The 24,624-nt window shown below is 64.6% G+C and carries 22 protein-coding genes and 1 pseudogene; 3 read left to right on the top strand and 20 right to left on the bottom strand.

All coding sequences use genetic code 11. The annotated features are described in order from the left end of the window. Window positions 1-148 precede the first annotated feature (148 nt). The 12 genes from ACTEK7_RS28975 to ACTEK7_RS28920 all read right to left on the bottom strand — a co-directional run bounded on the left by ACTEK7_RS28975 (window position 149) and on the right by ACTEK7_RS28920 (window position 13,486). Window positions 149-2,473: a mechanosensitive ion channel domain-containing protein gene (locus tag ACTEK7_RS28975; protein WP_225147799.1), complete on the bottom strand. Its 2,325-nt coding sequence runs from the start codon at window positions 2,471-2,473 to the stop codon at window positions 149-151. Between the two features lie 766 nt (window positions 2,474-3,239). Then, window positions 3,240-4,277 carry a patatin-like phospholipase family protein gene (locus ACTEK7_RS28970; protein WP_036025026.1) on the bottom strand — a complete coding sequence of 346 codons (1,038 nt, stop codon included), beginning with the start codon at window positions 4,275-4,277 and terminating at the stop codon, window positions 3,240-3,242. Beyond that, on the bottom strand, window positions 4,274-5,203 hold the full coding sequence (locus ACTEK7_RS28965; protein ID WP_036006669.1) for a polyphosphate kinase 2 family protein: 930 nt from the start codon (window positions 5,201-5,203) through the stop codon (window positions 4,274-4,276). The genes ACTEK7_RS28970 and ACTEK7_RS28965 overlap by 4 nt, the downstream gene beginning before the upstream one ends. Further along, complete coding sequence (locus tag ACTEK7_RS28960; protein WP_036006667.1) at window positions 5,163-6,182, bottom strand: branched-chain amino acid ABC transporter permease; 1,020 nt, start codon at window positions 6,180-6,182, stop codon at window positions 5,163-5,165. Before ACTEK7_RS28960 ends, ACTEK7_RS28965 begins: the two co-directional genes overlap by 41 nt. Further along, on the bottom strand, window positions 6,179-7,060 hold the full coding sequence (locus tag ACTEK7_RS28955; RefSeq protein WP_036006719.1) for a branched-chain amino acid ABC transporter permease: 882 nt from the start codon (window positions 7,058-7,060) through the stop codon (window positions 6,179-6,181). The genes ACTEK7_RS28960 and ACTEK7_RS28955 overlap by 4 nt, the downstream gene beginning before the upstream one ends. Before the next feature lie 5 nt (window positions 7,061-7,065). Continuing rightward, window positions 7,066-7,770, bottom strand: coding sequence for an ABC transporter ATP-binding protein (locus ACTEK7_RS28950; protein ID WP_225147894.1), 705 nt, complete (start codon window positions 7,768-7,770; stop codon window positions 7,066-7,068). Between the two features lie 3 nt (window positions 7,771-7,773). Then, on the bottom strand, window positions 7,774-8,541 hold the full coding sequence (locus ACTEK7_RS28945; protein ID WP_036037489.1) for an ABC transporter ATP-binding protein: 768 nt from the start codon (window positions 8,539-8,541) through the stop codon (window positions 7,774-7,776). A 12-nt stretch (window positions 8,542-8,553) separates the two neighbouring features. Next, the gene (locus ACTEK7_RS28940) at window positions 8,554-9,876 is read right to left on the bottom strand and encodes an ABC transporter substrate-binding protein (protein WP_036006653.1); all 1,323 of its coding nucleotides are present in this window, start codon (window positions 9,874-9,876) and stop codon (window positions 8,554-8,556) included. 93 nt (window positions 9,877-9,969) lie between these two features. Continuing rightward, on the bottom strand, window positions 9,970-10,674 hold the full coding sequence (locus ACTEK7_RS28935; protein ID WP_225143047.1) for an NUDIX hydrolase: 705 nt from the start codon (window positions 10,672-10,674) through the stop codon (window positions 9,970-9,972). A gap of 28 nt (window positions 10,675-10,702) precedes the next feature. Beyond that, window positions 10,703-11,728, bottom strand: coding sequence for an ABC transporter substrate-binding protein (locus ACTEK7_RS28930; RefSeq protein WP_036037483.1), 1,026 nt, complete (start codon window positions 11,726-11,728; stop codon window positions 10,703-10,705). Window positions 11,729-11,879: 151 nt separating this feature from the next. Beyond that, the gene (locus ACTEK7_RS28925; protein WP_225147800.1) at window positions 11,880-12,668 is read right to left on the bottom strand and encodes an ABC transporter permease; all 789 of its coding nucleotides are present in this window, start codon (window positions 12,666-12,668) and stop codon (window positions 11,880-11,882) included. Next, entirely contained in the window at window positions 12,668-13,486 is an 819-nt protein-coding gene (locus ACTEK7_RS28920) for an ABC transporter ATP-binding protein (protein WP_225132242.1), read from the bottom strand. Before ACTEK7_RS28920 ends, ACTEK7_RS28925 begins: the two co-directional genes overlap by 1 nt. A 278-nt stretch (window positions 13,487-13,764) precedes the next feature. Here ACTEK7_RS28920 and ACTEK7_RS28915 point away from each other — a divergent pair, with 278 nt between their 5' ends. Both ACTEK7_RS28915 and ACTEK7_RS28910 read left to right on the top strand, forming a co-directional pair. Beyond that, window positions 13,765-14,547 (top strand): ATP-binding cassette domain-containing protein, encoded by a 783-nt coding sequence (locus ACTEK7_RS28915; protein ID WP_225147801.1) that lies wholly within the window; start codon window positions 13,765-13,767, stop codon window positions 14,545-14,547. Next, complete coding sequence (locus tag ACTEK7_RS28910; protein ID WP_225143051.1) at window positions 14,544-16,100, top strand: ABC transporter permease/substrate-binding protein; 1,557 nt, start codon at window positions 14,544-14,546, stop codon at window positions 16,098-16,100. Before ACTEK7_RS28915 ends, ACTEK7_RS28910 begins: the two co-directional genes overlap by 4 nt. Window positions 16,101-16,170: 70 nt before the next feature. Here the strand turns inward: ACTEK7_RS28910 and ACTEK7_RS28905 are convergent, their stop codons facing one another. Both ACTEK7_RS28905 and ACTEK7_RS28900 read right to left on the bottom strand, forming a co-directional pair. Beyond that, window positions 16,171-17,883: a sulfatase-like hydrolase/transferase gene (locus ACTEK7_RS28905; protein WP_225127745.1), complete on the bottom strand. Its 1,713-nt coding sequence runs from the start codon at window positions 17,881-17,883 to the stop codon at window positions 16,171-16,173. A 210-nt stretch (window positions 17,884-18,093) separates the two neighbouring features. Next, on the bottom strand, window positions 18,094-18,747 hold the full coding sequence (locus ACTEK7_RS28900; RefSeq protein ID WP_225141606.1) for a TetR/AcrR family transcriptional regulator: 654 nt from the start codon (window positions 18,745-18,747) through the stop codon (window positions 18,094-18,096). A 105-nt stretch (window positions 18,748-18,852) separates the two neighbouring features. On the opposite strand from ACTEK7_RS28900, the pseudogene ACTEK7_RS28895 reads away from it, so the two are divergent. Further along, window positions 18,853-19,455: pseudogene (locus ACTEK7_RS28895) on the top strand (hypothetical protein); the annotation flags it as partial. Window positions 19,456-19,698: 243 nt separating this feature from the next. Here the strand turns inward: ACTEK7_RS28895 and ilvC are convergent. The 6 genes from ilvC to ACTEK7_RS28865 form a co-directional block, all read right to left on the bottom strand. Then, window positions 19,699-20,718 carry a ketol-acid reductoisomerase gene (gene ilvC / locus ACTEK7_RS28890; protein ID WP_036006621.1) on the bottom strand — a complete coding sequence of 340 codons (1,020 nt, stop codon included), beginning with the start codon at window positions 20,716-20,718 and terminating at the stop codon, window positions 19,699-19,701. Between the two features lie 133 nt (window positions 20,719-20,851). Beyond that, the gene (locus ACTEK7_RS28885; protein WP_036006650.1) at window positions 20,852-21,454 is read right to left on the bottom strand and encodes a LysE family translocator; all 603 of its coding nucleotides are present in this window, start codon (window positions 21,452-21,454) and stop codon (window positions 20,852-20,854) included. Between the two features lie 8 nt (window positions 21,455-21,462). Next, window positions 21,463-22,338: an EamA family transporter gene (locus ACTEK7_RS28880; protein ID WP_225137977.1), complete on the bottom strand. Its 876-nt coding sequence runs from the start codon at window positions 22,336-22,338 to the stop codon at window positions 21,463-21,465. Between the two features lie 49 nt (window positions 22,339-22,387). Then, window positions 22,388-23,083 carry a class I SAM-dependent methyltransferase gene (locus ACTEK7_RS28875; protein ID WP_036006616.1) on the bottom strand — a complete coding sequence of 232 codons (696 nt, stop codon included), beginning with the start codon at window positions 23,081-23,083 and terminating at the stop codon, window positions 22,388-22,390. A gap of 3 nt (window positions 23,084-23,086) precedes the next feature. After that, on the bottom strand, window positions 23,087-23,629 hold the full coding sequence (gene ilvN, locus ACTEK7_RS28870; RefSeq protein ID WP_018640841.1) for an acetolactate synthase small subunit: 543 nt from the start codon (window positions 23,627-23,629) through the stop codon (window positions 23,087-23,089). Between the two features lie 22 nt (window positions 23,630-23,651). Continuing rightward, window positions 23,652-24,623: a threonine dehydratase gene (locus tag ACTEK7_RS28865; RefSeq protein WP_225114700.1), complete on the bottom strand. Its 972-nt coding sequence runs from the start codon at window positions 24,621-24,623 to the stop codon at window positions 23,652-23,654. Between the last annotated feature and the right edge of the window lies 1 nt (window position 24,624).

Here is a 24,624-nt window from a genome sequence, read left to right as displayed (position 1 = left end):
AGATCAAGGAGACTCCGGCCGCGATCGTGATCTCGCACCGCAGCAGATTTGCAAACGCCTGGCACTTGCGCGCGAAAAGGTTTAACGCGCCAACCGGGGCGCGCGTTGGCGGACCCGCAAATAAAGGCAGGCCGGAATTTGGGACTGCTTATCCCGCCGCCCGCCGGGGCGTCAGATTGGCAGCGCTATCCGCCGGCGGCGCGATGTGCATCAGGATGGTCTGCACCGACGATGCGACCTCGATCCCGTTCTGCTGGAAGCGCAGCTTCATGCGGCGGTTGAATTCGCGCTGGACCGGCCAGCGGCCGGCCTCGGTGCAGCGGATCTGGCCGACGATCGACACCATCGCGCCGTCGACCTTGTCGACGCCCCACAGCTCGAGGTCGCCGCGGATGAGCGCGCGGAAATCCGCTTCACGCCGCATCTCATCGACGATGTCCCTGAGGATCTGGCCGGCGCGGTCGGTGTCTTCCTTGTAGGCGACGTTGACGCTGACCGAGGCGTTGCCGGCGCCGCGGCTGGCATTGGTGATGGTCGTGACCGCGCTGAACGGCACGATGTGCACGGCGCCGTCGCCCGCGCGCAGGCGGATGGTGCGGATCGAGACGTTCTCGACGACGCCCGACAGCCCGGACACACTGACGGTGTCGCCGACCTGCACCGTATTCTCCAGCAGCAGGAACAGGCCGGTGATGAGATCCTGCACCAGCTTCTGCGAGCCGAAACCGATCGCAATGCCGACAATGCCGGCGCCCGCGAGCAGCGGGGCGACATTGACGCCGATCTCGCTCAACGCCGTGAGGCCGACGATTGTCGCGATCAGGCAGAGCAGCGCTGTGCGCAGCATCGGCTGGAAGGTGCGCAACCGCGCGGCGCGGGCATAGTGCCCGTCCCGCGACAGCGTATTGATCTGGCGGTCCAGGAGCGCATTGCTGGCTTCCCAGATCGCCGCGGCGATGAGCACGGCAAGGCCAATGGTCACCACGGCCGAGATCAGCCGGCTGCCGATCTGGCCGCCATAGAACCAGACGATCGCGTCCACGCCCCAGACCTCGAGCACGGCGACGAAACCGATGAAGGCGATCACGCCGGATACGATCCTGCGGAGCAGCGGCAGATAGCGGTTGGCACGGATCTCGAGGCCGGGAAAGCGCTGGAGGATCTCCGGCTTGATGCGGAAACCGCGATCGATCAGGCTCAGCGTCAGCATGATGACGACACGTGCGACCAGCGCCACTGCGATGGTGCCGACGAAATATTGCAGCAGCAGCGAATAGCCGTTGCGGATGTTGAGTGCCCACACCGCCCAGAGCGCGAGGTCGAGCGCGATGGCAAGATAGTGCCAGCCGCCGGCGATGCGGTTGCGCAAACGAGCCGCGATCCCCTGCCGCTCGGCCGGCGCGCGGATGGCATCGGCGACCTGGCGGCGGCATTGCAGGACGATGACGGCGATGAAGAGGTGCACGACCAGCATCACCATGCGCAGCAGCGCGGCGTAGCCGGCGCGGTGCAGGCCGAGCAGCAGCGCCACATTGGCAAAGGCGATGCCGGAGACGCCGACGCCCACGATGCGGCGTGCCCAGATCTCGACATAGGCGGCGGTCTCCGCGCGCACCGGAAACAAGCCGAACGGCCCCGCCAGCGCCCGGACCAGGCAGATGAGCCCGCGCGAGAACGCATAGGCGTTGACGACGGCGAGGATCACGAGGCGGACGGTTGTCGGTTCTCCAATCTCCGTCCCGAGCAGCGCGGTGGCGACGCCGACGAAGACGAGCACGGGAAGCAGCTCGAGCACGAAACGCCCGAGCACGAAGGGCAGGCGCAGCATGATCTGCCAGACCCGCGCAAGGCTGTGGCGTCGCTCCTGCATTTCAGGTGCAGGCGTAACGTCGGCGACTGACGATGGCGGATCGGCAAGCGGCAACGCGGGTGCCGGCAGGCGCGCGGTTTGCGGCACGCGTCCCTCCAGGAACGCGACCGGCCGGCGGATCAGGCGGAAGATCACCCATTCGGCCAAGAGGGCGCAGCCGAGCACCAGCGCCAGCTTCCAGGCGATCTCGATCAGAAGATTGTAAGCCGCGGGATCGTTCGCGGTGCGCACGATCCAGTAGTAGAACGCCGGAAAGTGCGTGAGCGTCCGCGCGATGCCGGCGATCTCACGCGAGATTTCGCCGATCTCCTCCGAGACCGTCAGCATGAGCTGCGCACCGAGGCCGTCGGCCGAAAGCGGGATCGGCGAATTCGGCTGCGGCGCGGCCTGTTGCGGACCAGACGCGTTGGCGATTGCACGGAGCGTATCGATCATCTGCGCGCGCTTCTTGTCGTCCTGAAGCGTGTCCAACGCACGCTTCGCCTCGTCCGGCGATAGCGCCGCGGCACCGTTCGCGGCCGGCGCATCGGCGCGGGCGCAGGAGAGAGAAGAGATTGCAAGGAAAAGAGCGGCGAGAAGCGCCGGGACAAGCTTTTGCGACACGCAGATTCCCTGGAAAAGTGAATGTGCTCGCAGGTAGCGTGGCCGCCACCGCCGAAGCACATCCGTCATGTCGGATCGGCGCTATTCGCCCCCCGCCTGTGTCGGAAGTTGGCCTTTGGGACGACATTCTCTTGGCATTTGCCGCAGCGCAGGATCGGGAGCTGACGTCCCCTCAGCGCGCGCAAAGATCGTTTGCGGATCGACCAGCAGGATTGAGACGAGCGGGGTGTCAAAAAAAATTGGTGCGGCGGCCTTCACGGCCATCCGACACGATCAAAATACAGCGCCGGGAAGGTAGGGGCTTTGCCTCACTGATGCAGCCCGCTAAACCTTGTCCCGGCGTGCCGTTCGCGGTTTCCGCCGCTATGCGATAGTCCGAACGAGCTCCATCGCAATTAACGCGGCTGGATTTGCGGAGGTGGTGTCATAGACCTCCCCTTGCTCATGAGGTGGACGTTGCGCGTCGCTTGTTTGCGACCATGGGCATGGTCCCCCTGCGACACAAAACTGTCAAGCGGGATCAATGATCTGACGATCACATTTGACGATCCGAGTTCCGCTGTGCAAATCGCTTCCGCGCGAGGTGAGGGATTTCCGAAGGCAGCCGGCATGGTGACATCATGCCCCTGTTTTGCCCGACGATGCAAACCAATTTCGTGAAATCCGCATCGCGGATGATGGGAGTCGATAAGCCATTGATTCCGCTATGCCCGGCTACTGTGCATGGGGTTGTTTTCGCAGTTTTGTCATTGGCCGGCTCGGTCGGCTAGAGAAACATTTCCGCCAGGTCGACCGTCGAGGCCTTTCCGATCTGGTCGAAGTTTCGCGCCAGCCAGTTGCGCGCCGCCGCGCGGCCCTCATCGCGCAGGCGGCACAACAGGCTCCATTCGGGGTGGAACTGCGTGGCCGTGCCGAGCTGCGACATCAGCGCGTCGTTGCCGATCCAATGCATGTACATGCGGCTGTGCTTGTTGCTGTCGAGCTCGCCGTCGTCGATCAGCCGGGTGGCGAAGGCGATCGCGCGCATCTCGCGCATCAAGGACGAATTGAAGCTGATCTCGTTGATGCGGTGGAGGACATCGGCGGCACTGGCCGGCAGCTCGTCGCGCCGGATCGCCGTCACCTGCACGATGACGACGTCGTGACTGCCTTTGCGGTAGATTAACGGATAGATCGCGGGATTGCCGAGATAGCCGCCGTCCCAGTAATGCTCGCCGTCGATCTCGACGGCCTGGAAATAGGGCGGCAGGCAGGCCGACGCGAGCACGGTGTCCGCCGTGAGCAGCGGGCTCTGGAATACCTTGATCTTGCCAGTGCGGACGTTGGTGGCGTTCAGAAACAGCTGCGGCGCCTCGGGCGAGGAATTGAGCCGGTCGAAATCGATCACGCGCTGCAGCAGCGCGCGGAGCGGATTGAAATGAAAGGGATTGAGCAGGTTCGGCGGCAGTGTGTGTGTCAGCGTATGGATGAAGGCGTGGACCGGATGATATTCCGGCGGCAGCTTCAGGGCCTGGATCCACTGGTTCAGCGGCGACATCAGATCGTACGCCATGTCCATGCGCGACACTTCGTACCAGAATGCGTGCAGGCTCTCCCGCGCGGCCTCCGCGCCTCCGTGCGCCATGCCCGAGGCCATCGCCACCGCATTCATCGCGCCGGCACTGGTCGCGCTGATCGCCTCGATCGCGAGCCTGCCGTCCTCGAGCACCTGGTCGAGCACGCCCCACACGAAGGCGCCGTGCGCACCGCCGCCCTGGAGCGCGAAGTTGACGTTCTTGCAGTTCGTGGTCCCGCCGGCTGTCACTTTGCTTGCCTCTTGCCTCCCGTGCCTTCTTTCTCCAGCGCCTTGCGCACCTGCTTGAACTCCTCCAGCGAGGCCTTGTCGGCACGGGGGAAGCGCAGGTCGAGCTTTTCCAGCTCGGCATTGATCACCGAGCCGATCACGACGCGGGCGAACCATTTGTGGTCGGCGGGCACGACATACCAGGGCGCATGGGACGTCGCCGTGTGCCGGACGATGTCCTGGTAGACCGCCTGGTAGCGCGGCCACAGCGCGCGCTCCCTGATGTCGTCCATGGAGAACTTCCACTGCTTGGCCGGATCGTCCAGCCGCGCGAGGAAACGCTCGCGCTGTTCTTCCTTGGACAGGTTGAGAAAGAACTTCAGCACCACGGTGCCGTTGCGGCAGAGATAGCGCTCGAAGGCGGAGATGTCCTCGAACCGCTCCTTCCAGATGTTCTTAGTGACGAGCCTTGGCGGCAGCTTCTGCTTGGCGAGAATCTCCGGGTGTACGCGCGTCACCAGGCATTCCTCGTAGTGCGAGCGGTTGAAGATGCCGATATGGCCGCGCTCGGGCAGCGCGACTGCATGACGCCAGAGGAAGTCGTGGTCGAGCTCCTTGCTGCTCGGCGCCTTGAAGGCCGTGACCTCGCAGCCCTGCGGATTGATGCCCTCGAAGATCGCCTTGATGGCAGAATCCTTGCCGCCGGCGTCCATCGCCTGGAATACGATCAGGAGCGACCAGCGGTCCTGCGCGTAGAGCTTCTCCTGAAACGCGATCAGCCGCTTCTTGTTGGCATCGAGGATCGCCTGCGCCTTCTCCTTGTCGAGATCGCCCTTCTCGTCGGTCTTGTGGTCCTTGAGGTGAAACTTGCCCGAGCCATCGTAGCGAAACGGCGTGATGTAGCGGTCAAGCTCCTGGGCGAGCGACTGGGACGGCTTTTTGCTCATGAGCGCGGGGCACCTTGCGTTGCAACTTCAATCGGTCGAGCAAGCTACCAAGGATGCCCTTGGGAAGGAATATGATGAAAAGCACGAGCAGCACGCCGTAGACGAGATTATCCCAGCCGACCGCCTTGGTGCCGAAACCGATGCGCAGCGTTTCCGCCAGCAGGATGGTGATGATGGCGCCGACGGTCGGACCTAGCGAGACGAACAGCCCGCCGACGATCGCGGCGAACACCATCTGCAGCGAGACTGCGATGCCGCTGACCGTGTCGGGCGTGATGAACATCTGGTACTGGCAGTAGATCGCGCCCGCCAGCGCCGTCATCAACGCGCTGAGCAGCGTGATCTTCAGCTTCTCGGCGGTGACGTCGACGCCGGCCGCGGCGGCGGCATCCTCGTCCTCGGAGATCGCCTCCAGCGCATAACGCGCCATGCTGCGGTCGACCCAGTGCCAGACCACGATGCCGAACAGCCAGACCGCAAGCGCGATCAGGTACCAGGTGGTCTTGTCGTCGAATTGCAGCGCCAGCAGCCTGTTGCCGGACGCGCGGTTCGGGGTATAGCCGAGCGAGCCGCCGGTATAGTCGCGCGTCGCGGTGATGACCTGGAGCACGATGCCTGACAGCGCCAGCGTCACCAGCACGAAATAATGCCCGGTGATACGAAAGCGAAAGCAGGGATAGCCGACGATCATCGCCAGCGCGCCGGCCGCCGCCATGCTGATGGGAATGCCGATCCAGGGCGACAATCCTGCGTGATTCCACAACAGCGCCGTAACGTAAGCGCCGATCCCCATGAAGCCGCCATGGCCGAGCGAGACGAGGCCGAACCTCCCCATCATCGACCAGGACGTATAGGCGAACGACCAGATCAGGATCAGCACCAGGATGTGCAGATGATAGGGATCGCGATAGACGAAGGGCAGCGCGACCAGCGCCGCCAGCCCCACGCCCCATGCAGCAAGCCGCCCCTGCCCCATCATCGGCGCCTCGCAAGCAGGCCCGCGGGCCGGATGAACATCATGACGATGAAGAACGCGAAGGCGAGCACATAGCCCCATTCGAGGTCGGAGAACAGGCCGCCGAGCGAGATGATCTCGGCGAACACGAAGGCGGCGATGAACCCGCCGATGAAATTGCCGAGGCCGCCGAGCACGCAGATCAGGAAGGTGATTGGCCCGAAGGACAGACCGACGAAGGGATGCACGTCGTATTGCAGCACCAGGAGGCAGGCGGCGAGGCCGGCGAGCGCGCCGCCGAGCGCCGACGTGATCAAGTAGATCCGCTTGGTGTCGACGCCCATCAGCGCCATGATCTGTCGGTCCTGCGAGATGGCGCGGATCGCGGTGCCGGTGAAGGTGCGGGTCATGAACAGATAGACCGCAACCATGCCGACCAGCGCGGCGACGAACGAGAGCAGCCGTGCGTAGCTGAAATTCATGTCGCCGAAGGCGAGCACCGGCAGGCGGATGCCGAGATTGCGGAAGTCGATGCCGAAGGCAACGGTGGCAAAGCTCTGCAGCACGAACAGCACCCCGCCGGTCGCGAGCAGCTGGTTGATCGGTGGCGCGGTCAGCAGCGGCGCGATGACGAGGTAGTGCAGCGCCGCACCAAGCACGGCGACCAGCAGGATAGTGAGCGGGGCGGCGACGAAATAGCTGACGCCGTAATACTGCACCATGAAATACATGCCGTACATGCCGATCATGACGAGCTCGGCGTAGCAGATCCAGGTCACGTCGATGACGCCGAAGATCAGGTTGAGCCCGAGCGCGAGCAGCGCCAGCACGCCGCCGAGCAGGATGCCGTTGATGACGGCCTCCAGCAGGTAGATGTCGAATACGTCCAGGAACGCCTGCATGCCCCTCACACCCCGAGATAAGCTTCCTTGACCGTGTCGCTCGCCAGCATCTCGGCCGAGGTGCCGGACGCGCGGATCGTGCCCGCCTCGATCAGATAGGCGCGATCGACCACCTTCAGCACCTGCTGCACGTTCTGCTCGACGATCAGCACCGTCAGCCCGCTGGCGCGGATCCGCTTCACCAACTCGAACACCTGCTGCACCACCACCGGCGCGAGCCCCGCCGAGGGTTCGTCGAGCAGCAACAGTTTCGGATTGGACATCATCGCGCGGCCGATGGCGCACATCTGCTGCTCGCCGCCGGACATGGTTCCGGCCATCTGGTGACGGCGTTCCTTCAGGCGGGGGAACAGGTCGAACACCACCTCCAGCCGCTCGGCGTAGTGGTCCCGCGCCTCCTTCATGAAGGCGCCCATCTTGAGATTGTCGTCGACCGTGAGCTGCGGAAACAGCCGCCGGTTCTCCGGCACATGCGCAATGCCGAGGCTGACGATCTTGTGCGACGGTGTCGCGACGAGGTCGATGCCTTCCATCTTGATCGATCCGCGCGAGGGGCGGATCAAGCCCGAGATGACGCGCATCAGGGTGGTCTTGCCGGCACCGTTCGGGCCGATCACGCCGACGGCTTCGCCGGCCTTCACGTCGAGGTTGACGTCGAACAGTGCCTGGAAGGTGCCATAGCCGGCATTGAGGCCGCGAAGCTCCAGCATCATCTAGCCTCCCGCGCGGCGGCGCGCTTCGGCGGCCGCGGCCTGCGTGGTCTCGGCGTCGGTGCCGAGATAGACCTCGATGACGCGCGGATCGCCGGCGACCGCGCTCGGCAGGCCTTCCGAGATCTTCTCGCCGTGATCGAGCACCATGACGCGGTCGACGACGCGCATCAGGACGCCCATGATGTGCTCGACCCAGATGATGGTGATGCCGAGCTCGTCGCGGATGTTGCGCAGCATGTCCGCAGCCTGGTCCATCTCGGCCTCGTCGAGACCGCCGAGGCTCTCGTCGGCGAGCAACAGCTTTGGCGCAGTGGCGAGCGCCTTCGCCAGCTCCAGCTTCTTCAGCCCCGCTGCGCCAAGCCCATCGACGCTAGCATGGCGGTCGGTCGGCAGGCCGACCATCGCCAGCGACCGCTCGGCCGCCTCCTCCGCCTTGGCGCGGCTGTGGCGGCCCTGGCCGTAGAAGCCCGCAAGCGCGACGTTCTCGAAAATGCTGAGGCGGCGGAACGGCCGCGGGATCTGGAAGGTCCGCCCGATGCCGCTGTTGATGATCCGGTGCGGCGCAAGGCCCGCAATCTCGTGCCCGGCGAACAGGATCGATCCGGAGGTCGGCGCCAGCGTGCCGGACAGCATGTTGAAGATCGTGCTCTTGCCCGAGCCGTTGGGACCGATCAGGCCGAGGATCTCACCCTGATCGACCCGGAACGAGACGTTGTTCACGGCGGTGAAGCCGCCAAACCGCTTCACCAATCCGCTGACTTCCAACACCGCAGAACCCCGCTATTGGTTGCTATAGGTGGTGCCCTTGGGCAGCGGCAGCACGGCCTCGCGCTGCGCTTGGCTCTTGGGCCACACCACATAGGACTTGTCGTCGACGTATTGGATCACGACCGGGAACGAGCGCTCGTTCTGGCCGGCCATTGGCGAACCCTCGCCGTGGAATTTGACGCCGAAGCCGAGCATGGTGCCGCCTTCGGGTATGTCGGTGTCCAGTGCTGCCTTGCGCAGGGAGTCGGGATCTACGCCGCCATACTTCTTGATCGCTCGCGGCAGCACGTCGTTCAGGAACAAATAGGTGTTGGACGCAGCCATGCCGACATGGGCCGAACGGATGGCGACACCCGGCTTGCGCTTGTCGAACTCCTCGCCGACCGCCTTGATGATCGGCGGCAGCTTCGGATCCATGCTCTTCTGGTTGGCGAGCCAGATCGAGATCGGATCGGTGTTGAAGACATAGTTTACGTCGGCGCCCAGGCCTTCCTTCAACTTCTCATAGACCCCGTAGCCGGCGCCATGTCCTACCAGTGCGCCGAACTTCAGCCCCTGTTCGCGGGCCTGCCGAAGCAACAGGGTGATGTCGGGATTATAGCCGGTATGGAACACCACATCCGGCTTGGCCCGCTTCAGCTTGGTGACCAACGCAGACAGATCCGGGGCCGTCGCCGAATAGCCCTCTCTGAGCACGATGTTGAAACCGGCCTTCTTGGCACCGGCCTCGTTGCCTTTGGCAACGTCGACGCCGTAGGCGCCGTCCTCGTGGATGATGGCGACCCGCAGGTCCTTCGGGTCCTTGCCCAGCTTTTCCTTCGCGTTCTGCGCGATGAAGTCCATCGTCATCATGCCGAACTGGTCGCCGGAGGCCTGCGGGCGAAAGACGTATTTGTAGTTCTTGTTCTCCAGCACCGCCGACGAAATGCAGGTCGTGATCCACATGAACTTCTTCAGCTGCTCGACCCGCGCTGCCACTGGCACGCATTGCGCCGAGGAGAAGAAGCCGAGCAGCATGTCGACCTTTTCCTGCTCAATCAAACGGATCGCTTCATTGATGGCGATATCCGGCTTGCTCTGAGCATCGGCATAGATCGCCTCGATCTTGTAGCCTTCGACGTCTTTCGCGCTGTACTGATCCAGCATGATCCTTGCGCCGGTATATTGCAGCTCCGAACCGCCGCCGGCGAGAGGGCCGGTCAGGTCGTAGATGACGCCGATCTTGAGCTTTTTCTCTTGAGCCTTGTCTTGGGCCGCGGCAGACACCGCCAAGCCCGTCGCTGATATCGCGACCAACAGCCCACGTACCAAGCGGGCAGCCATGCGCAGGCGCATCAAAACCTCCCTGGACGATTTGTGCATTGCATTCTTGGTGCAATTCTTCGGCCCATCACATGGGCTGCGCGCGGCGATGTCAAGCCTCGCGCATCAGCGCGCTGCGAACTGCTGCTCGACGAAGGCCGTGACAAATCGCGGCATGGACGGCCTGAGATCGCTGGTCCCGCGCACGAGGTGAATAGCGGACAGCTCCGGCTCGGTCTCGCGCGCAAGGTTGGTTTCGATCCGGGCGCGAGCCACATCGCCCGGAATGTCCAGGTTAATGACCTGCAACATCGCGATCGTGGGGCCCGTGACCACGCAATGCCAGCCCGGCTCGATCCGATAGTCGGCCGCGGTCAGGCCGGTCTCCTCGCCGACCTCGCGGACGACGCTGCCGGGAATGTCGAGCGCGCCGTCCCTGACATCGTCGAGATCCGGCGTTCCCGAGGGGAAATAAATGCGGCCCGCATTGGCGGTGTGGGGCGCCATCTCGCCCATGATGAAGGCGCCGTCGGAGGCGCGCAGCGCGCCCATGCCGAAGCCGTTGAACACGGCCTTGTCGGGAAAGCCCCAGTCGCGCCAGGCGAGGAAGCTTGCGAAATCCGTCTCGAAATAGGTCGCCGTCAGGTGACCGTCGTTGAACACGGCGTCACGCCCGAGCAGGACGCGGCCGTTCCAGATTTTCGGCCGCTCGCGCTGCTTCTCGGCGAAATGCGCCGCGATCTCGGCGCGCCGTTCCTCGGCGAACGGCCACACGATCGGCCGCACCGCAAGATCGAGCGTCGCGACGCGATGTATGACCGGTGACGTCATGACGCCTGATACCACGCCATGGCGTCGGCTATTTGGCGCTCCCCGTTGTCTTCTTGGCCTGCTCGACGAATTTGTTGGTGAAGGTCTTGCTGACGTCGATCTTGGCGTTCGCCACCTCGGGCGAGCCGACGCTGAACACTGCAAGCACGGCGTCGGCACCCTTCGGGTCCATCTTGCCGGTCTCGGAATACATCGGGATCGTATTCTTCAGTGCGGCAAGATAGAGATCCTTGTTCTTGCCGACGGTCTGCTCGGGCATCTTCGCCATGATCTCCTCCGGCGTATGCGAATGGATCCAGGCGAGCGTGGCGAGGATCGCATTGGTGAGCGCCTGCGCCTCCTTCTCATGGCCGTTGATCCAGGCCACGGTCGAATACAGCGCGCCGCCCGGATATTCGCCGCCGAACGTCTCCAGCGTGTCCTTCTGGGTACGGGTGTCCGAGAGGATACGCAGATCCTTGTGGCTGCCCTGCAGCACGGTCACGGACGGATCGAGCATCACCGCCGCGTCGATCTGGCCCTGCTCCATTGCGGCCACCGCAGTGGCGCCGAGGCCCACCCCGATCACGGCGACGCTGGTGGGATCGAGCCCGTTCTTCTTGAGCATGTATTTCAGGAAGAAGTCGGTGGAGGAGCCGGGCGCACTGACGCCGACCTTCTTGCCGGCGAGATCCTTGACCGACTTGATGTCGTTGGTGCGCGAGGGCGCGACCACCAGAACGAGGCCGGGATAGCGGTCATAGACCACGAAGGATTGCAGCTCCTGCTTCTTGGCGGCGAGATTGACGCAATGGTCGAAATAGCCGGAGACCACGTCGGCGCTGCCGCCGAGCACGGCTTTGAGCGCATCCGAGCCGCCCTTGAGATCGACGAGCTCGACGCTGACGCCGGCCTTCTCGTATTCGCCGAGCTGCTTGGCCAATACCGTCGGCAGATAGCACAGGCAGGAGCCGCCGCCGACCGCGATGGTGACCTTGCTTTGCGCCGCGGCAAGCGAGGTGGTGAGCGTCAGCGCGAGCAGTGCGCCGGCGAGCCTGGCAATCGTGTTCTTCATTGGTTTCCTCCGTTCGGCCGCCGGCACCATAGAGCAGCGGGGCTAGCTTGAGAAGCTCCGCCTGAGCGGGCTGGCCATCAGCCCCTCGGCGCAATAGCGGTGCCCAACACACGTCCGCGATCGCATCGACGCGATCAAATAGACCTGCTTCCTACCCCCGCCCGTCCGACGCGGCCGGCCGCCACACCAGGAGGCGCCGCTCCACTAAGGTGACGCCGAAATCGATCAGGATGACGAAGGCCGACAGCACGAACATGCCGGCGAACACGCCGGCGACATCGAAGATGCCCTCGGCCTGCTGGATCAGATAGCCGAGCCCGGCCGCCGATCCCAGATATTCGCCGACCACCGCGCCGACCACGGCGAAGCCGACGGAGGTATGAAGCGACGAGAACATCCACGACAGCGCCGACGGCCAATAGACATGCTGCATCAGCTGCCGCTCGCTCATGCCGAGCATGCGGCCGTTGTCGAGCACGGTCCGGCTGACCTCTTTGACGCCCTGATAGACGTTGAAGAAGACAATGAAGAACACCAGGGTGACGCCGAGCGCGACCTTGGACCAGATGCCGAGCCCGAGCCACAGCGCGAAGATCGGCGCCAGCACGACACGCGGCAGGGCGTTGACCATCTTCACATAGGGGTCGAACACCGCGGCGACCAGCGGCTGGCGCGCGAACCAGAAGCCGACCAGGACGCCGCCAAGCGATCCGATCACGAAGGCGAGGATCGATTCCGCGAGGGTGATGCCGAGGTGCTTCCAGATCACGCCGGAGGCGAACCATTTCACGATCTGGCTGAACACGTCCAACGGGTTGGAAAAGAAGAACGACGGCAGCAGGATCTTGCCGAACACGGGAACGGTCGACAGCACCTGCCACAGCACCAAGCCGACGACAGCGACCAGGATCTGCAGCGCAAACAGCGTCGTGCGCGACATCAGACCACCTCCGCCGCCTGCGTGGACTGTGCGTACCCCTTCATCACCTCGTCCTTCAGCACGCTCCAGATCTCGCGATGGAGAGCATGGAATTCCTTGTCGAGGCGCACCTCGAAAATGTCGCGCGGGCGGGCCAGGCCGACGCGCCAGTCGCCGATGATGCGCGAGGATGGCCCCGCCGACATGATCACGACGCGGTCGGCGAGCGCGATGGCCTCTTCGAGATCGTGGGTGACGAACAGCACGGCCTTGCGGTCGGCACTCCACAGATCGAGCAGCAGATTGCCCATGACCTGGCGCGTCTGCGCATCGAGCGGCCCGAACGGCTCATCCATCAACAGGATCTTCGGATCGCGGATCAGCACCTGCGCCAGCGCCACGCGCTTGCGCTGGCCGCCCGAAAGCATGTGCGGATAGCGGTTCGCGAAGGCGCCGAGGCCGACGGCGGTCAGCCATTTCTGCGCCTGCGACAAGGCTTCAGCGCGCGGCGTGCCCTTGACCTCGAGTCCGATCGCGACATTGTCGAGCGCAGTCTTCCAGGGGAACAGCGCATCAGCCTGGAACAAATAGCCGGCATCCCGATTCAGCCCCGCCAATGGCTGGTCGAAAATCCTGACGCTGCCCGCGGCGGGCTTGAGCAGGCCCGCCGCGACGTTGAGCAGCGTCGATTTTCCGCACCCTGTGGGCCCGACAATGGCGACAAACTCGCCCTGTGCCACCGCGAGATGGGCCTTCTCCACCGCCGTATAGACCCGGCCGTCACCCAGCCGGAACGCAACCTTGGCATCTTCCAGCGCCACTGCCGTGGGCGTCGTCATGTGCTTCCTCCAACTCAGGCCGATGCCTTAGCCGCTCGTGCGGCCAAGTTCAATCAAGCCGCCAAGCGTGCTACGCATGGGGACTTGCCGTGCTCTCACCCTCCCCTGGAGGGGGAGGGTCGGTGCGCATGAAGCGAAGCGGAATGCGAACCGGGGTGGGGTGACGGTTTCTCCGCGTCGAATACTGCCCGCGTCGACAGATCACCCCACCCCGCTCGCGCTGCGCGCGATCGACCCTCCCCCTCGGGGAGGGTAAGAGAAAAGAGAGCTCTCCCACGATGTCTTCCAAGCTGGCGATCAGCTACCAGCGCGTCACCAAGCGCTTCGGCTCCCTTGCAGCCGTCGATAACGTGTCGCTCGACGTCGCGGCGGGCGAGTTTGTGGCGATCGTCGGCGGCTCGGGCTCGGGCAAGACCACGCTGCTGCGGCTCGCCAACCGGCTGATCGAGACCGATAGCGGCACCATCACCGTCGAAGGCGAGGACGTGCGGAATGTCGATCCGGTCGCGCTTCGGCGCCGGGTCGGCTACGTCTTCCAGAGCGGCGGGCTGTTTCCGCATCTGAGCGTCGCCGACAATATCGGCATCACGCCGAAGCTGCTCGGCGAGCCGGCTGCGGCCGTTGCAGGCCGCGTCGACGAGCTGCTGGAGCTGGTGCAGCTCGACCGCGCAACGCATCGCGACCGGCTGCCCGAGGCGCTCTCCGGCGGCGAGCGCCAGCGCGTCGGCGTGGCGCGGGCGCTCGCGGCAAGGCCCCGCATCGTGCTGATGGACGAGCCGTTCGGCGCGCTCGATCCCCTCACCCGCGATGCGCTCGGCGACGATTATCGCGCGCTGCACCGCAAGCTCGGCCTGACCACCGTGATGATCACCCATGACATGACCGAGGCGCTCCTGCTCGCCGACCGCATCGCGGTGATGCGCGGCGGACGATTGCTCGCACAGGGTACGGCTGCGGAGCTATCGAGCAGCAGCGACGATTACGTGCTCGAGCTGTTGCGTACCCCGCGGCGCCAGGTCGAGCGGCTGAATGCGTTGCTGCCGATGGGCGGTGCGGCATGAGCCTCTTCACCGATCCGCGCTGGGGCGAGGCGCTGTCGCATCTGCCGGACTACCTCGGCAACCATGTGCGGGTGAGCCTCGCCGCCCTCGCGCTTGGCCTCGCCGTGAGCCTGCCGCTGGCGATCCTGACGCGCAACCGTCCGGCGCCACGCGGCATCCTGCTCGCGTTGGCCAGCATCGTGCAGACCGTACCCGGGCTGGCGCTGCTCGCGCTGTTCTATCCGCTGCTGCTGCTGGCTGCTTCCGTCACGCTGGCCTGGTTCGGCGTATCTTTCTCCGCGTTCGGCTTCCTGCCGGCGATGCTGGCACTGGCGCTCTATTCGATGCTGCCGGTGCTGCGCAACGGCATCACCGGCCTCAACGGCATCGATCCCGCGCTGATCGAGGCTGCCGAGGGCGTCGGCATGACCGCGCGGCAATCGCTGCTGATCGTCGAGCTGCCGCTCGCGCTACCGGTGATGATGGCCGGCATCCGCACCGCGGCGGTGTGGGTGATCGGCACCGCGACGCTGTCGACGCCGATCGGGCAGACCAGTCTCGGCAATTACATCTTTGCCGGCCTCCAGACCCAGAACTGGGTCTTCGTGCTGTTCGGCTGCGTGGCTTCCGCTCTCCTCGCGCTCGCAGTCGACCAGTTGCTTGGGCTGATCGAGAGCGGCCTGCGCCGCCGCAGCCGTGTGCGCAGCGGTCTCGGGGCGCTCGGAATCGCGGCGCTGGTTGCAGCAACGCTGGTGCCGACCATGGGGCGCTCGTCGTCAGGCTATGTGGTTGGCGCCAAGACCTTCGCCGAGCAATATGTCCTGTCGGCATTGATGAGGGACCGCCTCGAGGCGGCGGGCCTCTCGGCGGCCGCACGCTCCGGCCTCGGCTCCAGTGTGATCTTCGGGGCGCTGAAGGCCGGCGACATCGATCTCTATGTCGACTATTCCGGCACGCTCTGGGCCAACCAGCTGCATCGCACCGACATCAAGCCGCGCGCAGAACTGGTGGCGGAATTGAAGACGGCGCTCGCCAAGGACGACATCACCCTGCTCGGCGAGCTCGGCTTCGAGAACGCCTATGCGCTGGTGATGCCAAGACGACGCGCCGATGCGCTCGGCATCCGAACCGTCGCCGATCTCGCCGCACATTCGGCCACGCTGTCGATTGCCGGCGACTACGAGTTCTTCTCGCGGCCCGAATGGGCTGCCCTGCAAAAGGCCTATGGGCTGCAGTTCCGCGCCCAGCGCCAGATGCAGCCGGACTTCATGTATGCGGCCGTTGCCAGCGGCGAGGTCGACGTCATCGCTGGCTACACCAGCGACGGCCTGATCGCCAAATACGAGCTCACAGCGCTCGACGATCCCAAACACGCGATCCCGCCCTACGACGCGATCCTGCTGCTCGCGCCGAAGCGCGCCGGAGACGAGCGACTGCAGGCGGCGCTCAAGCCATTGCTCGGCAAGATCGACATCGCCACCATGCGCGAGGCGAACCTGCGCGCCAGCGGCAACGATGCGAATTCATCGCCCGATGCGGTGGCGAAGTGGTTGTGGGAGAAGATCAAACAGTAGGTCCGCCGCCGCTTGATGAGCACCTCAGGGGTGACGGTCGAAGAGTTGCGTCCGCGATCCAAGCGAGAGGCTACAGCCCCCGGATCATCCCCGCGTCGATCAGCAGCCGGTTCAGCCGCCGCGCCTCGGCGCCATCCTTGCAGCCGTAAAAGATGCCTTTGCAGCGGAGCATGATCTCCTTCTGCTCGGCAAAGGACGGGTCGAGCGGGATGCCGGCGGCTTCCTGAACCACCAGCGGCAGATAGGGACCGTCAATCGTGTCCATCACGGCCTGGCTTCCGACCGGTTCGAAATTGATGGCGTCGATGGCATAATAGGTCGCGTAGAGGCGCGGATCGTAGGCGTCGAGCTTCTTGCCGATGGCGCCCTCGTCGAGCCCGGGCTCGAGGATGGCAGCCGCAAACTCCGGCTGATGATCGCCGTAGCGCACGATCAGGAATGGCTCGCCGGGAAAGGTCTTCTTCAAACCGGCAACGAACGCCTTGTACTGTTCGGCGCTCATAGTCTGGCGGCGCAGATATTCATCGATGGACGGCACATTGCCCGGCGCGCGCCAATTCGGCAGCAGATCGGGACGGAAGCGGGTCTCCCAGGGGAAGTGGTTGGCACCGAGATAGATGAAGGCGAACAGCGGCTTGTTCGGCGGCTGCTGGCCGATCAGCTGAAGCGCCTTGTCGTAGAAGAAGCTGTCGGGCTCGACACCCTTGGCGCCCAGATCCTTGGAATCGAGGAAGCGTTCGATTCCCGTCGTCATCTGGAAGCTGCGCGCGCCCATGAAGCCGCCATGGGCGGGATAGAGCGACAGCGTGTCGTAGCCGCAGCGGCGCAGCGCCAGCGGCAGGCCGCGCTCGACCCGGTTCGAGGCGATGCGCGTGACGAAATAGGCGAAGCGGCCGAATGAACGCGAGGAAAGCCCTGCGAGCACGTTATACTCGGTGAACCAGCTCGGCCCGCCATTGCTCTCGGCGAGGAACGTGCGCTGCTTGCCGTCCCACGATTTGAAATAGTCGCCATAGCGCGGCGGCACCTTGATGCCCTGGGCGGCGCGGATGTCGAAGCTCGATTCATCATGGATCATGATGATGTTGGGCCGGCGGCCAGCCGGGTGGCAGGCATCGACCAGCGGCATGTTGAGCCGCTCGCCGGTCGAAGCAGACGCCTCCATGAAGCCGTATTGCGCAAAATCGGAGACGGCCGTGACGCCCGAGCGGAAGAATTTCGAGAGATAGCCGTCGTCGTAATAGCCGCGCCAGGCCTCGTCCGGGTGATAGAGCGAATAGCAGACCAGGGCGGCAAGGCAGGCGAGCTTGCAGGCGAGCGCCGGCAGGCGGCGGATGCGGAACGGATCGAGCCACCACAGCGCATACATCAGCGGCAGCGTGACCAGACCGGCCAGGATCACCGACCAGCGTAAGTTCGGGAAGATCGTGAACAGGAACGCGACGGAGTCGCGGTCGATCATCATCAGGTCGATGAAGTTGACCGTCATCTGCACGACGTCGTGCTTGAGCCGCGACAGCAGCACCAGCACGACCACCATGGTCAGCGACAGCGCACCCGACAGCGCGGGGCGACGCAGCAGCGTGATCCAGAAGAAGTTGAGGATGCCCCAGGCCAGCGCGAAGGACAGGCGCGAGCCGAAATCGGTCTCGGTCTCGTACATCAGGGCGAGTGCCGCCAGATGCGGCGCTGCAACCGCGAGCAGCCGCCAGATGCCGAGCGCGGCGACGCTCGCCAGCACGGCCGTCGTGGCAGAAGGACCTGGATTGGGCGCGGACGCCATCGACGACACGCAACTTCTGGTCCGGCGCGGTGATGCCAAGCCTGGCTGGCCGACCCAAAAACAGCCAGGGCGTCCGGAGCAGCCGGAAGCCTGCACCGTGTCATAAAACTGTAACGGAATGATCAAGGAGAGGCAACGCGCGGCGCGGTCCGACCTTCGCTTAATGTTAGCGGGCTGCGCCGTACGGCATCGACCAGAGCCGCTGGCCCGCTAGGGCTTTGCGATACCTGCGATGAACAGGTCGATCACCCCCTCCGCCATCCGCTCGATCTCGCCCTCCCCGACGCCCCAGCGCGGGAAATGGCCGTCGAGATTCATCCGAGCGAAACCGTAGACGAGGGCGCGCCCGGCGACCTGGATACGCTTGAGGTCGGCCGACCGCAGCAGGCCTTGCTCTGCCGCGTCGACCAGCATCTGCTCCGTTAGCGCGATCAGCTCGGCGTTGTCTCGTGTCAGGTCCGGCGAGCTGCCATGGGCAAAATAGCGCCCGGTCGAGATGATCTCGAAATGCGCGGGATTGCGCATGGCCCAACGCAAATAGGCGAGACCGAAGGCGCGGAAGCGGGCGAGCGGGTCGGCGGCCGGAGCCTCGCGCAGCGCCGCATCGATCTCGGCGCGAAAGCGCCGCTGTGCCTCCTCGGCCGCGGCTGCCATGAGCGCATCGCGGTTGGGAAAGTGTCGGAACGGCGCCCCCGGCGACACCGCGGCTCGGCGCGCAGCCTCCCGCACCGAGACTTCGGCGCCTTCCGCTGCGAGTTGCAGCGCAGCATCGATCAACACGCGGCGGAGGTCGCCGTGATGGTACGGCCGGGCTTCCGTGGCAGGGCGGCGGACGCGCGGCTTGGACGGCTGACGAACAGGCATGGATCCTTCTAGCCTCACCCGAACGTGAATGTAAGCAATGATTACACCGTTGACGGCGCATTCACGCCAAATGTAATCGATGATTACATAGAGAGGGAGGTCGCCATGTCCGAACGTCGAAGCTGGCTCGAAGGCTGGCGCCTGCTGGCCGTTCTCTGCGTGAGCCTCGTCGCACTCAGCCTATGGATCGCCTCGATGCGGCAGTTCGAGGTCGAGGGCGTTCGCACGGTGATCCGCTTCACGGCGCGAAGCTCGCTCCTGTTGTTCTGCCTCGCCTTCAGCGCCGCGGCGCTGGCGCGGCTGTGGCCCAATGCCTGGACGCGCTGGCAGAAGCGCAACCGTCGCTATCTGGGCCTTAGCTTCGCGGCCTCCCACGCCATCCACGCGGCGGCGATCATGACGTTTGCCGGGATGGATCCGGCCGGATTTGCCGAGGCCACCTCGGCAGCCTCCTACGTCTTCGGCGGCATCGGCTACGGCTTCATCATCGCAATGGGCGCGACATCGTTCGACCGCACCGCCGCACTGATCGGCCCGCGCGCCTGGCGGGCCCTGCACCTTGTGGGCGGCTATTACCTCTGGCTCCAGTTCATGGTCTCGTTCGGCAAGCGCGTGCCGACGATGCCGCTCTATGCCGCCTTCCTGCTTCCGCTGCTCATCGTGCTGGCGCTGCGCATGATTGCGATGGCCCGCGATCCGCGTGGCAGACCGTCCCGGCGGGCTGATGCGACGCCGTATTTGGCAGGAGCCGAGCCGCTCAACTGCGCTTCAGGCCGCGGAAAGAATGAGAGAGCGATGTCTCGCCGAGACGAAAAGAGCGAGACCGCTGTTTGCGATCTCGCTCGACCATAGCCGCCAAGGTCCAAGATTTGGCTTGGCGAGCGAAGCTTGAATTTCGCTCGTCATTCCGGGGCGCGCGCTGAGCGCGAACCCGGAATGACGGCGCAGACGTCAGTTCTTGCTCTTGTCGACCAGCGCGCCCTTCTTGATCCAGGGCATCATGTCGCGCAGCTTCGCGCCGACTTCCTCGATCGGGTGCTCGGCGAGCTTGGCACGGGTCGCCTTGAACGAGGTCTGGTTGACCTTGTTCTCGAGCATCCAGTCGCGGGCGAACTTGCCGCCCTGGATGTCGGCCAGAACCTTGCGCATCTCCTTCTTGGTCTCGTCGGTGATGATGCGCGGGCCGGTGACGTACTCGCCGTACTCGGCGGTGTTGGAGATCGAGTAGTTCATGTTGGCGATGCCGCCTTCATAGATCAGGTCGACGATCAGCTTCACTTCGTGCAGGCACTCGAAATAGGCCATCTCCGGCGCATAGCCGGCTTCGACCAGGGTCTCGTAGCCGCCCTTGATCAGCTCGACCAGGCCACCGCAGAGCACCACCTGCTCGCCGAACAGGTCGGTCTCGCACTCTTCCTTGAACGTGGTCTCGATGATGCCGGCGCGGCCGCCGCCGATGGCGGAGGCGTAGGACAGGCCGAGGTCGTGGGCGTTGCCCGAGACGTCCTTCGCAATTGCGATCAGGCAGGGCACGCCGCCGCCGCGCTGATATTCCGAGCGCACAGTGTGGCCGGGGCCCTTCGGCGCGATCATCAGCACGTCGAGGTCGGCACGCGGATCGAGCAGGTTGAAGTGAACGTTGAGGCCGTGCGCGAACACCAGGGCAGCGCCCTTCTTCATGTTGTCGTGCAAGTGCTCGCGGTAGATGTCGCCCTGGAGCTCGTCCGGGGTCAGCATCATGACGAGGTCGGCCCATTTGGCAGCTTCCGCAACTTCCAGCACCTTGAAGCCGGCGGCTTCCGCCTTCTTCGCCGAAGCCGAACCCTTGCGCAGCGCAATGGCGACTTCCTTTACGCCGGAATCCTTCAGGTTGAGCGCATGGGCGTGACCCTGGCTGCCGTAGCCGACGATGGCGACCTTCTTGCCCTTGATCAGGTTCAGGTCGGCGTCGCGATCGTAATAAACACGCATAGGTCGTTTCCTCGTTCAGGGCCGAAATCGGCCAATGGTCAGTGTCCGAAGGGTGAAATTTGCGGATTTCGGGGGCTGTCTAGAGCATTTTCAGCCCTGAGGGAAACCCGTTTCTGCATGGAAATCCGCGACATCATGCATCCATGAAAACGGGGTAGAGGGAGGCCAGCAGCAGGATCGCCATCAGGATGTTGAAGGCGCGGACCAGCCGCTCGGAAGTCAGAACCGGCCGCAATGCGGTACCGAATAGCGCCCAGACTACCGTCGAGACCGTGCCGACGACGAGGCTGATCACGGTCTGAATGGCGATGTTGAGCGGGAATTGGGCGATCGCCGCATAGGCAGTGATGGTGCCGATCACGATCACCCAACCCTTGGCATTGATCCACTGGAACATGGCCGCGCCCCAGAAGGTCATGGGGCCGCGGCCATTCTCCTCGCCCGGCTTGGCCGGACCGGCCATGGCGATCACAGCGGCGAGATAGATCAGATAGGCGGCACCGGCATATTTCAGGATGGTCTGGAGGATCGGATAGGCCAGGAACACGGAGCCGAGCCCGAGGCCGACCGCGGCGACCATGAAGGCGAAACCGAGCACGATGCCGACGATGTGCGGGATGGTGCGCCGGAAGCCGTAGGTCAGGCCGGAGGACAGCAGCATGATGTTGTTCGGCCCGGGCGTGAAATACATCACGACCATGAAGACGAGGAAGGCGTAGAGCAGCGAGTAGGTCATCATCACCCTCACGCAGTCTTCGGTAGAACTTGCGGGCGCTTCGCCAGCACCATCACGGCGATCCCAAAGATCACGGTCAGCATGCCGGCGAGGCGCAGCGGCCCGAACCGTTCGCCGAACACGATGCTGGAGGCCGCCGAGCCCACGAACGGCACCAGCAGTGCGAACGGCACCACTTGTGCAGCCGGATAGTCGCGCAAGAGGCGGCCCCATAGCCAATAGGCGATGCTGGTGGAAATGCCGCCGAGCATCAGCATGCAGAGCGCCGATGTGAGCGACATGTGCGTCAGCGACGTCCAGGTCGGCGCCGGACCGTTGGCGATCAGCGCCAGCACGAACAGCGGCACGGCCGAGGCGAGACAGAGCCAGGCGAAGAGATCGAACATCGGCACGCCGCGGGCGCCGCGCAGCAACAGATTGCCGATGGCGAAGCTGAGCGGCGAGACCATCAGAACCGCGAAGGCGCCGACGCTGAAATCATAGCCGACGGTGCCGCAGATCATCAAAAGGCCCGCCGCGGCAACGACGATCCCCAGAGTCTGCACCGGCGTCGGCCGCTCACCGAACGCGAGCGCGGCAAAGCCGATCGTGAACAGCGCCTGGCTCTGCACCACGACGGAGGTCAAACCCACCGGCACGCCGTGGGCGATACCATAGGCCTGAGACAGGAACTGGCCGAGGAACAGCGTGAAGCTGATCGCGATCAGCAGTGACCAGGCGACCTTCGGCTTGGAAATGAACAGGCACGGCACCGCGGCGATGGTGAAGCGCAACGCCGTCATCAGCTCCGGCGACAGCTCGTCGAGCGCGATCCGGCTCGCCACGAAGGCAAGCCCCCAGATGATCGCCACCATGACGGCGATGAGGATGTCGGCCGGCTTCATTGTTGTTTCCGGTTCTGCTTTGTCTCGCAGCCCTGTTTGTTGTTCTGGTCTAGCCTTGCTCGCCGGCTTTCGGTTTCCGCAGCAGATACGTGCCGTGCATCGGCGCGTGGTAGTCGGCCGCGACCAGGGTGAAGCCGACGTCGGTCAGCATCCGCTCCATCACCCAGCCGAAGGTGGAATATTCATCGCGCATGTGAGTCACCACGCCCTCGCGGGAGAAATCGTGGTTCTTGATCTGGAAGTCGGCCCATTGCTCGACGTCACGCTCGATCGCGTCGGGCATCGATGAGTAAACGATGTCGCGGAGATAAAATGTCGCTCCGGGCTTGAGCGCGCGAAAAATCCGCGACATCGCCACCGCCTTCCAGAAATCCGGCAGGTGGTGCAGCGTAAACTCGCTGACGATGAGATCGTAGGATTCCGGCCGGTAGGCGAAGCTCAGCAGGCCGGCGGATTGGGTGCGCACAGGCGCCTTGCGGTCGCGGGCGTAGATCTCGGCGAGCGCCAGCATGGCCGGGGAAATGTCGATGGCGTCGACGTCGGCCCCCATCAACGCCGCTTCGGTGGCGAGCACGCCGTTGCCGCAGCCGATATCGGCGATGCGCCAGCCGCGCTGGACCCCGAGCATCTTCAGCGCGGCGCGCGCGCGCAGATCGGCATCGTCATGGTTGTCGTAGATCGAGGCCACAGCGGGCTCGATCCCCATCCGGTTCCGCTCGTTGTAGTACCAGTCGCGCGCCAACATGGCTCACATCCCTTCAGGCCCGCGACCTATCGCGGCAACACCCGTGCGCGACACCTCGACGAGGCCGAGCGGGCGCATCAGATCGATATATTGATTGATCTTGTCCGTATTGCCTGTGATCTCGAACACAAAGCTCTCGGTGGTAGCGTCGATCACACGGGCGCGGAACGCATCCGCCAGCCTGAGCGCCTCGACCCGATGCTCGCCCTGCCCGCGCACCTTGACCATCGCCAACTCGCGCTCGATCGAGCGCTTGGTCTGGGTCATGTCGACGACCTGGTACACCGGGATCATGCGGTCGAGCTGGTTCTTGATCTGCGCGATCACCATCGGCGTGCCCGTGGTGACGATGGTGATCCGCGACAGATGCTTCTGGGCCTCGGTCTCCGAGACCGTGAGGCTCTCGATGTTGTAGCCGCGCCCCGAGAACAGGCCGATGACGCGCGCGAGCACGCCCGGCTCGTTCTGCACGAGCACCGCAAGCGTATGCGTCTCGTTGGGATCGTGACGGTCCTCGATGAAATAGGCGGATGCGGGCTGGTTCATTGTCGTCCCCTCTGTCTCTCCGTCACGCCGTCGCCGGCGCATCCGTCCCGACCCAACGGCGGAACAGATCGAAATCGATATTGCCGCCGGACAGCACGAGACCGACGCGCTTGCCCTTCAGCTTGCTCTTTTCCTGCAGCGCCGCCGCCAGCGCGGCAGCACCGGCGCCTTCGGCGAGATTGTGCGTGTCGGTCCAATAGGCGCGGATCGCGAGCGCGATCTCATCGTCCGTAACCTGGACGATGCGCGAGGCGCCCTTGCAAACAAGCGCAACAGCTTCCGCGTCCGGAAAGCGTGTCGCCACGCCATCGGCCAGCGTGTCACTGGTCTCGGTCGTTACGACCTTGCCGGCCGCGAACGAAAGCGCATATGACGGCGCCTCGGTCGATTGCACACCGATGATCTCCGTCTTCAGGCCCAGCAAGTCGCGCACCAGGATGCAGGCGCTGATACCGGAGCCCTGCCCGATCGGAACGTAGAGCACGTCGAGATCGGGCACCGCGCGGAACAGTTCCAGTGCGTAGGTCGCCACCCCCAGCACGAGGTCAGGGTGGAACGACGGCACCATGTGCAGGCCTTCGAACTGCGCGCGGCGCCCGGCTTCTTCGCGCGCCAGCTGGAAATCGTCGCCGTGCTCGACCAGATCGGCGCCGAACGCGCGCATGGCATGGTTCTTCTCAACCGAATTGCCTTTTGGCACGTAGATCACGGCGGGCACGCCGTGACGCCGCGCCGCGAAAGCAAGACTCTGGCCATGATTGCCGCGGGTGGCCGAGATGATGCCCGGCACGTTCGGCCGCTCTCGCTTCAGCCGATCGAGATAGACCAGGCCGCCACGCACCTTGAAGGCGCCGGTCGGCGTGTGGTTCTCGTGCTTGACCACGGCCGCGGTGCCGAGCCGGCGGCTGAGCAACGGCCAAGCATGCGCCGGCGTCGCCGGCACCGCCTGCCCCACGATCGCATGTGCGCGCTCGAGTTCGTTCAGGTCGAACATG

It is taken from the genome of Bradyrhizobium sp. JHI2711 (assembly GCF_056156565.1).
The sequence above is the reverse complement of the archived record's forward strand: the minus strand, read 5'-3'. Positions and strand labels throughout refer to the sequence as shown.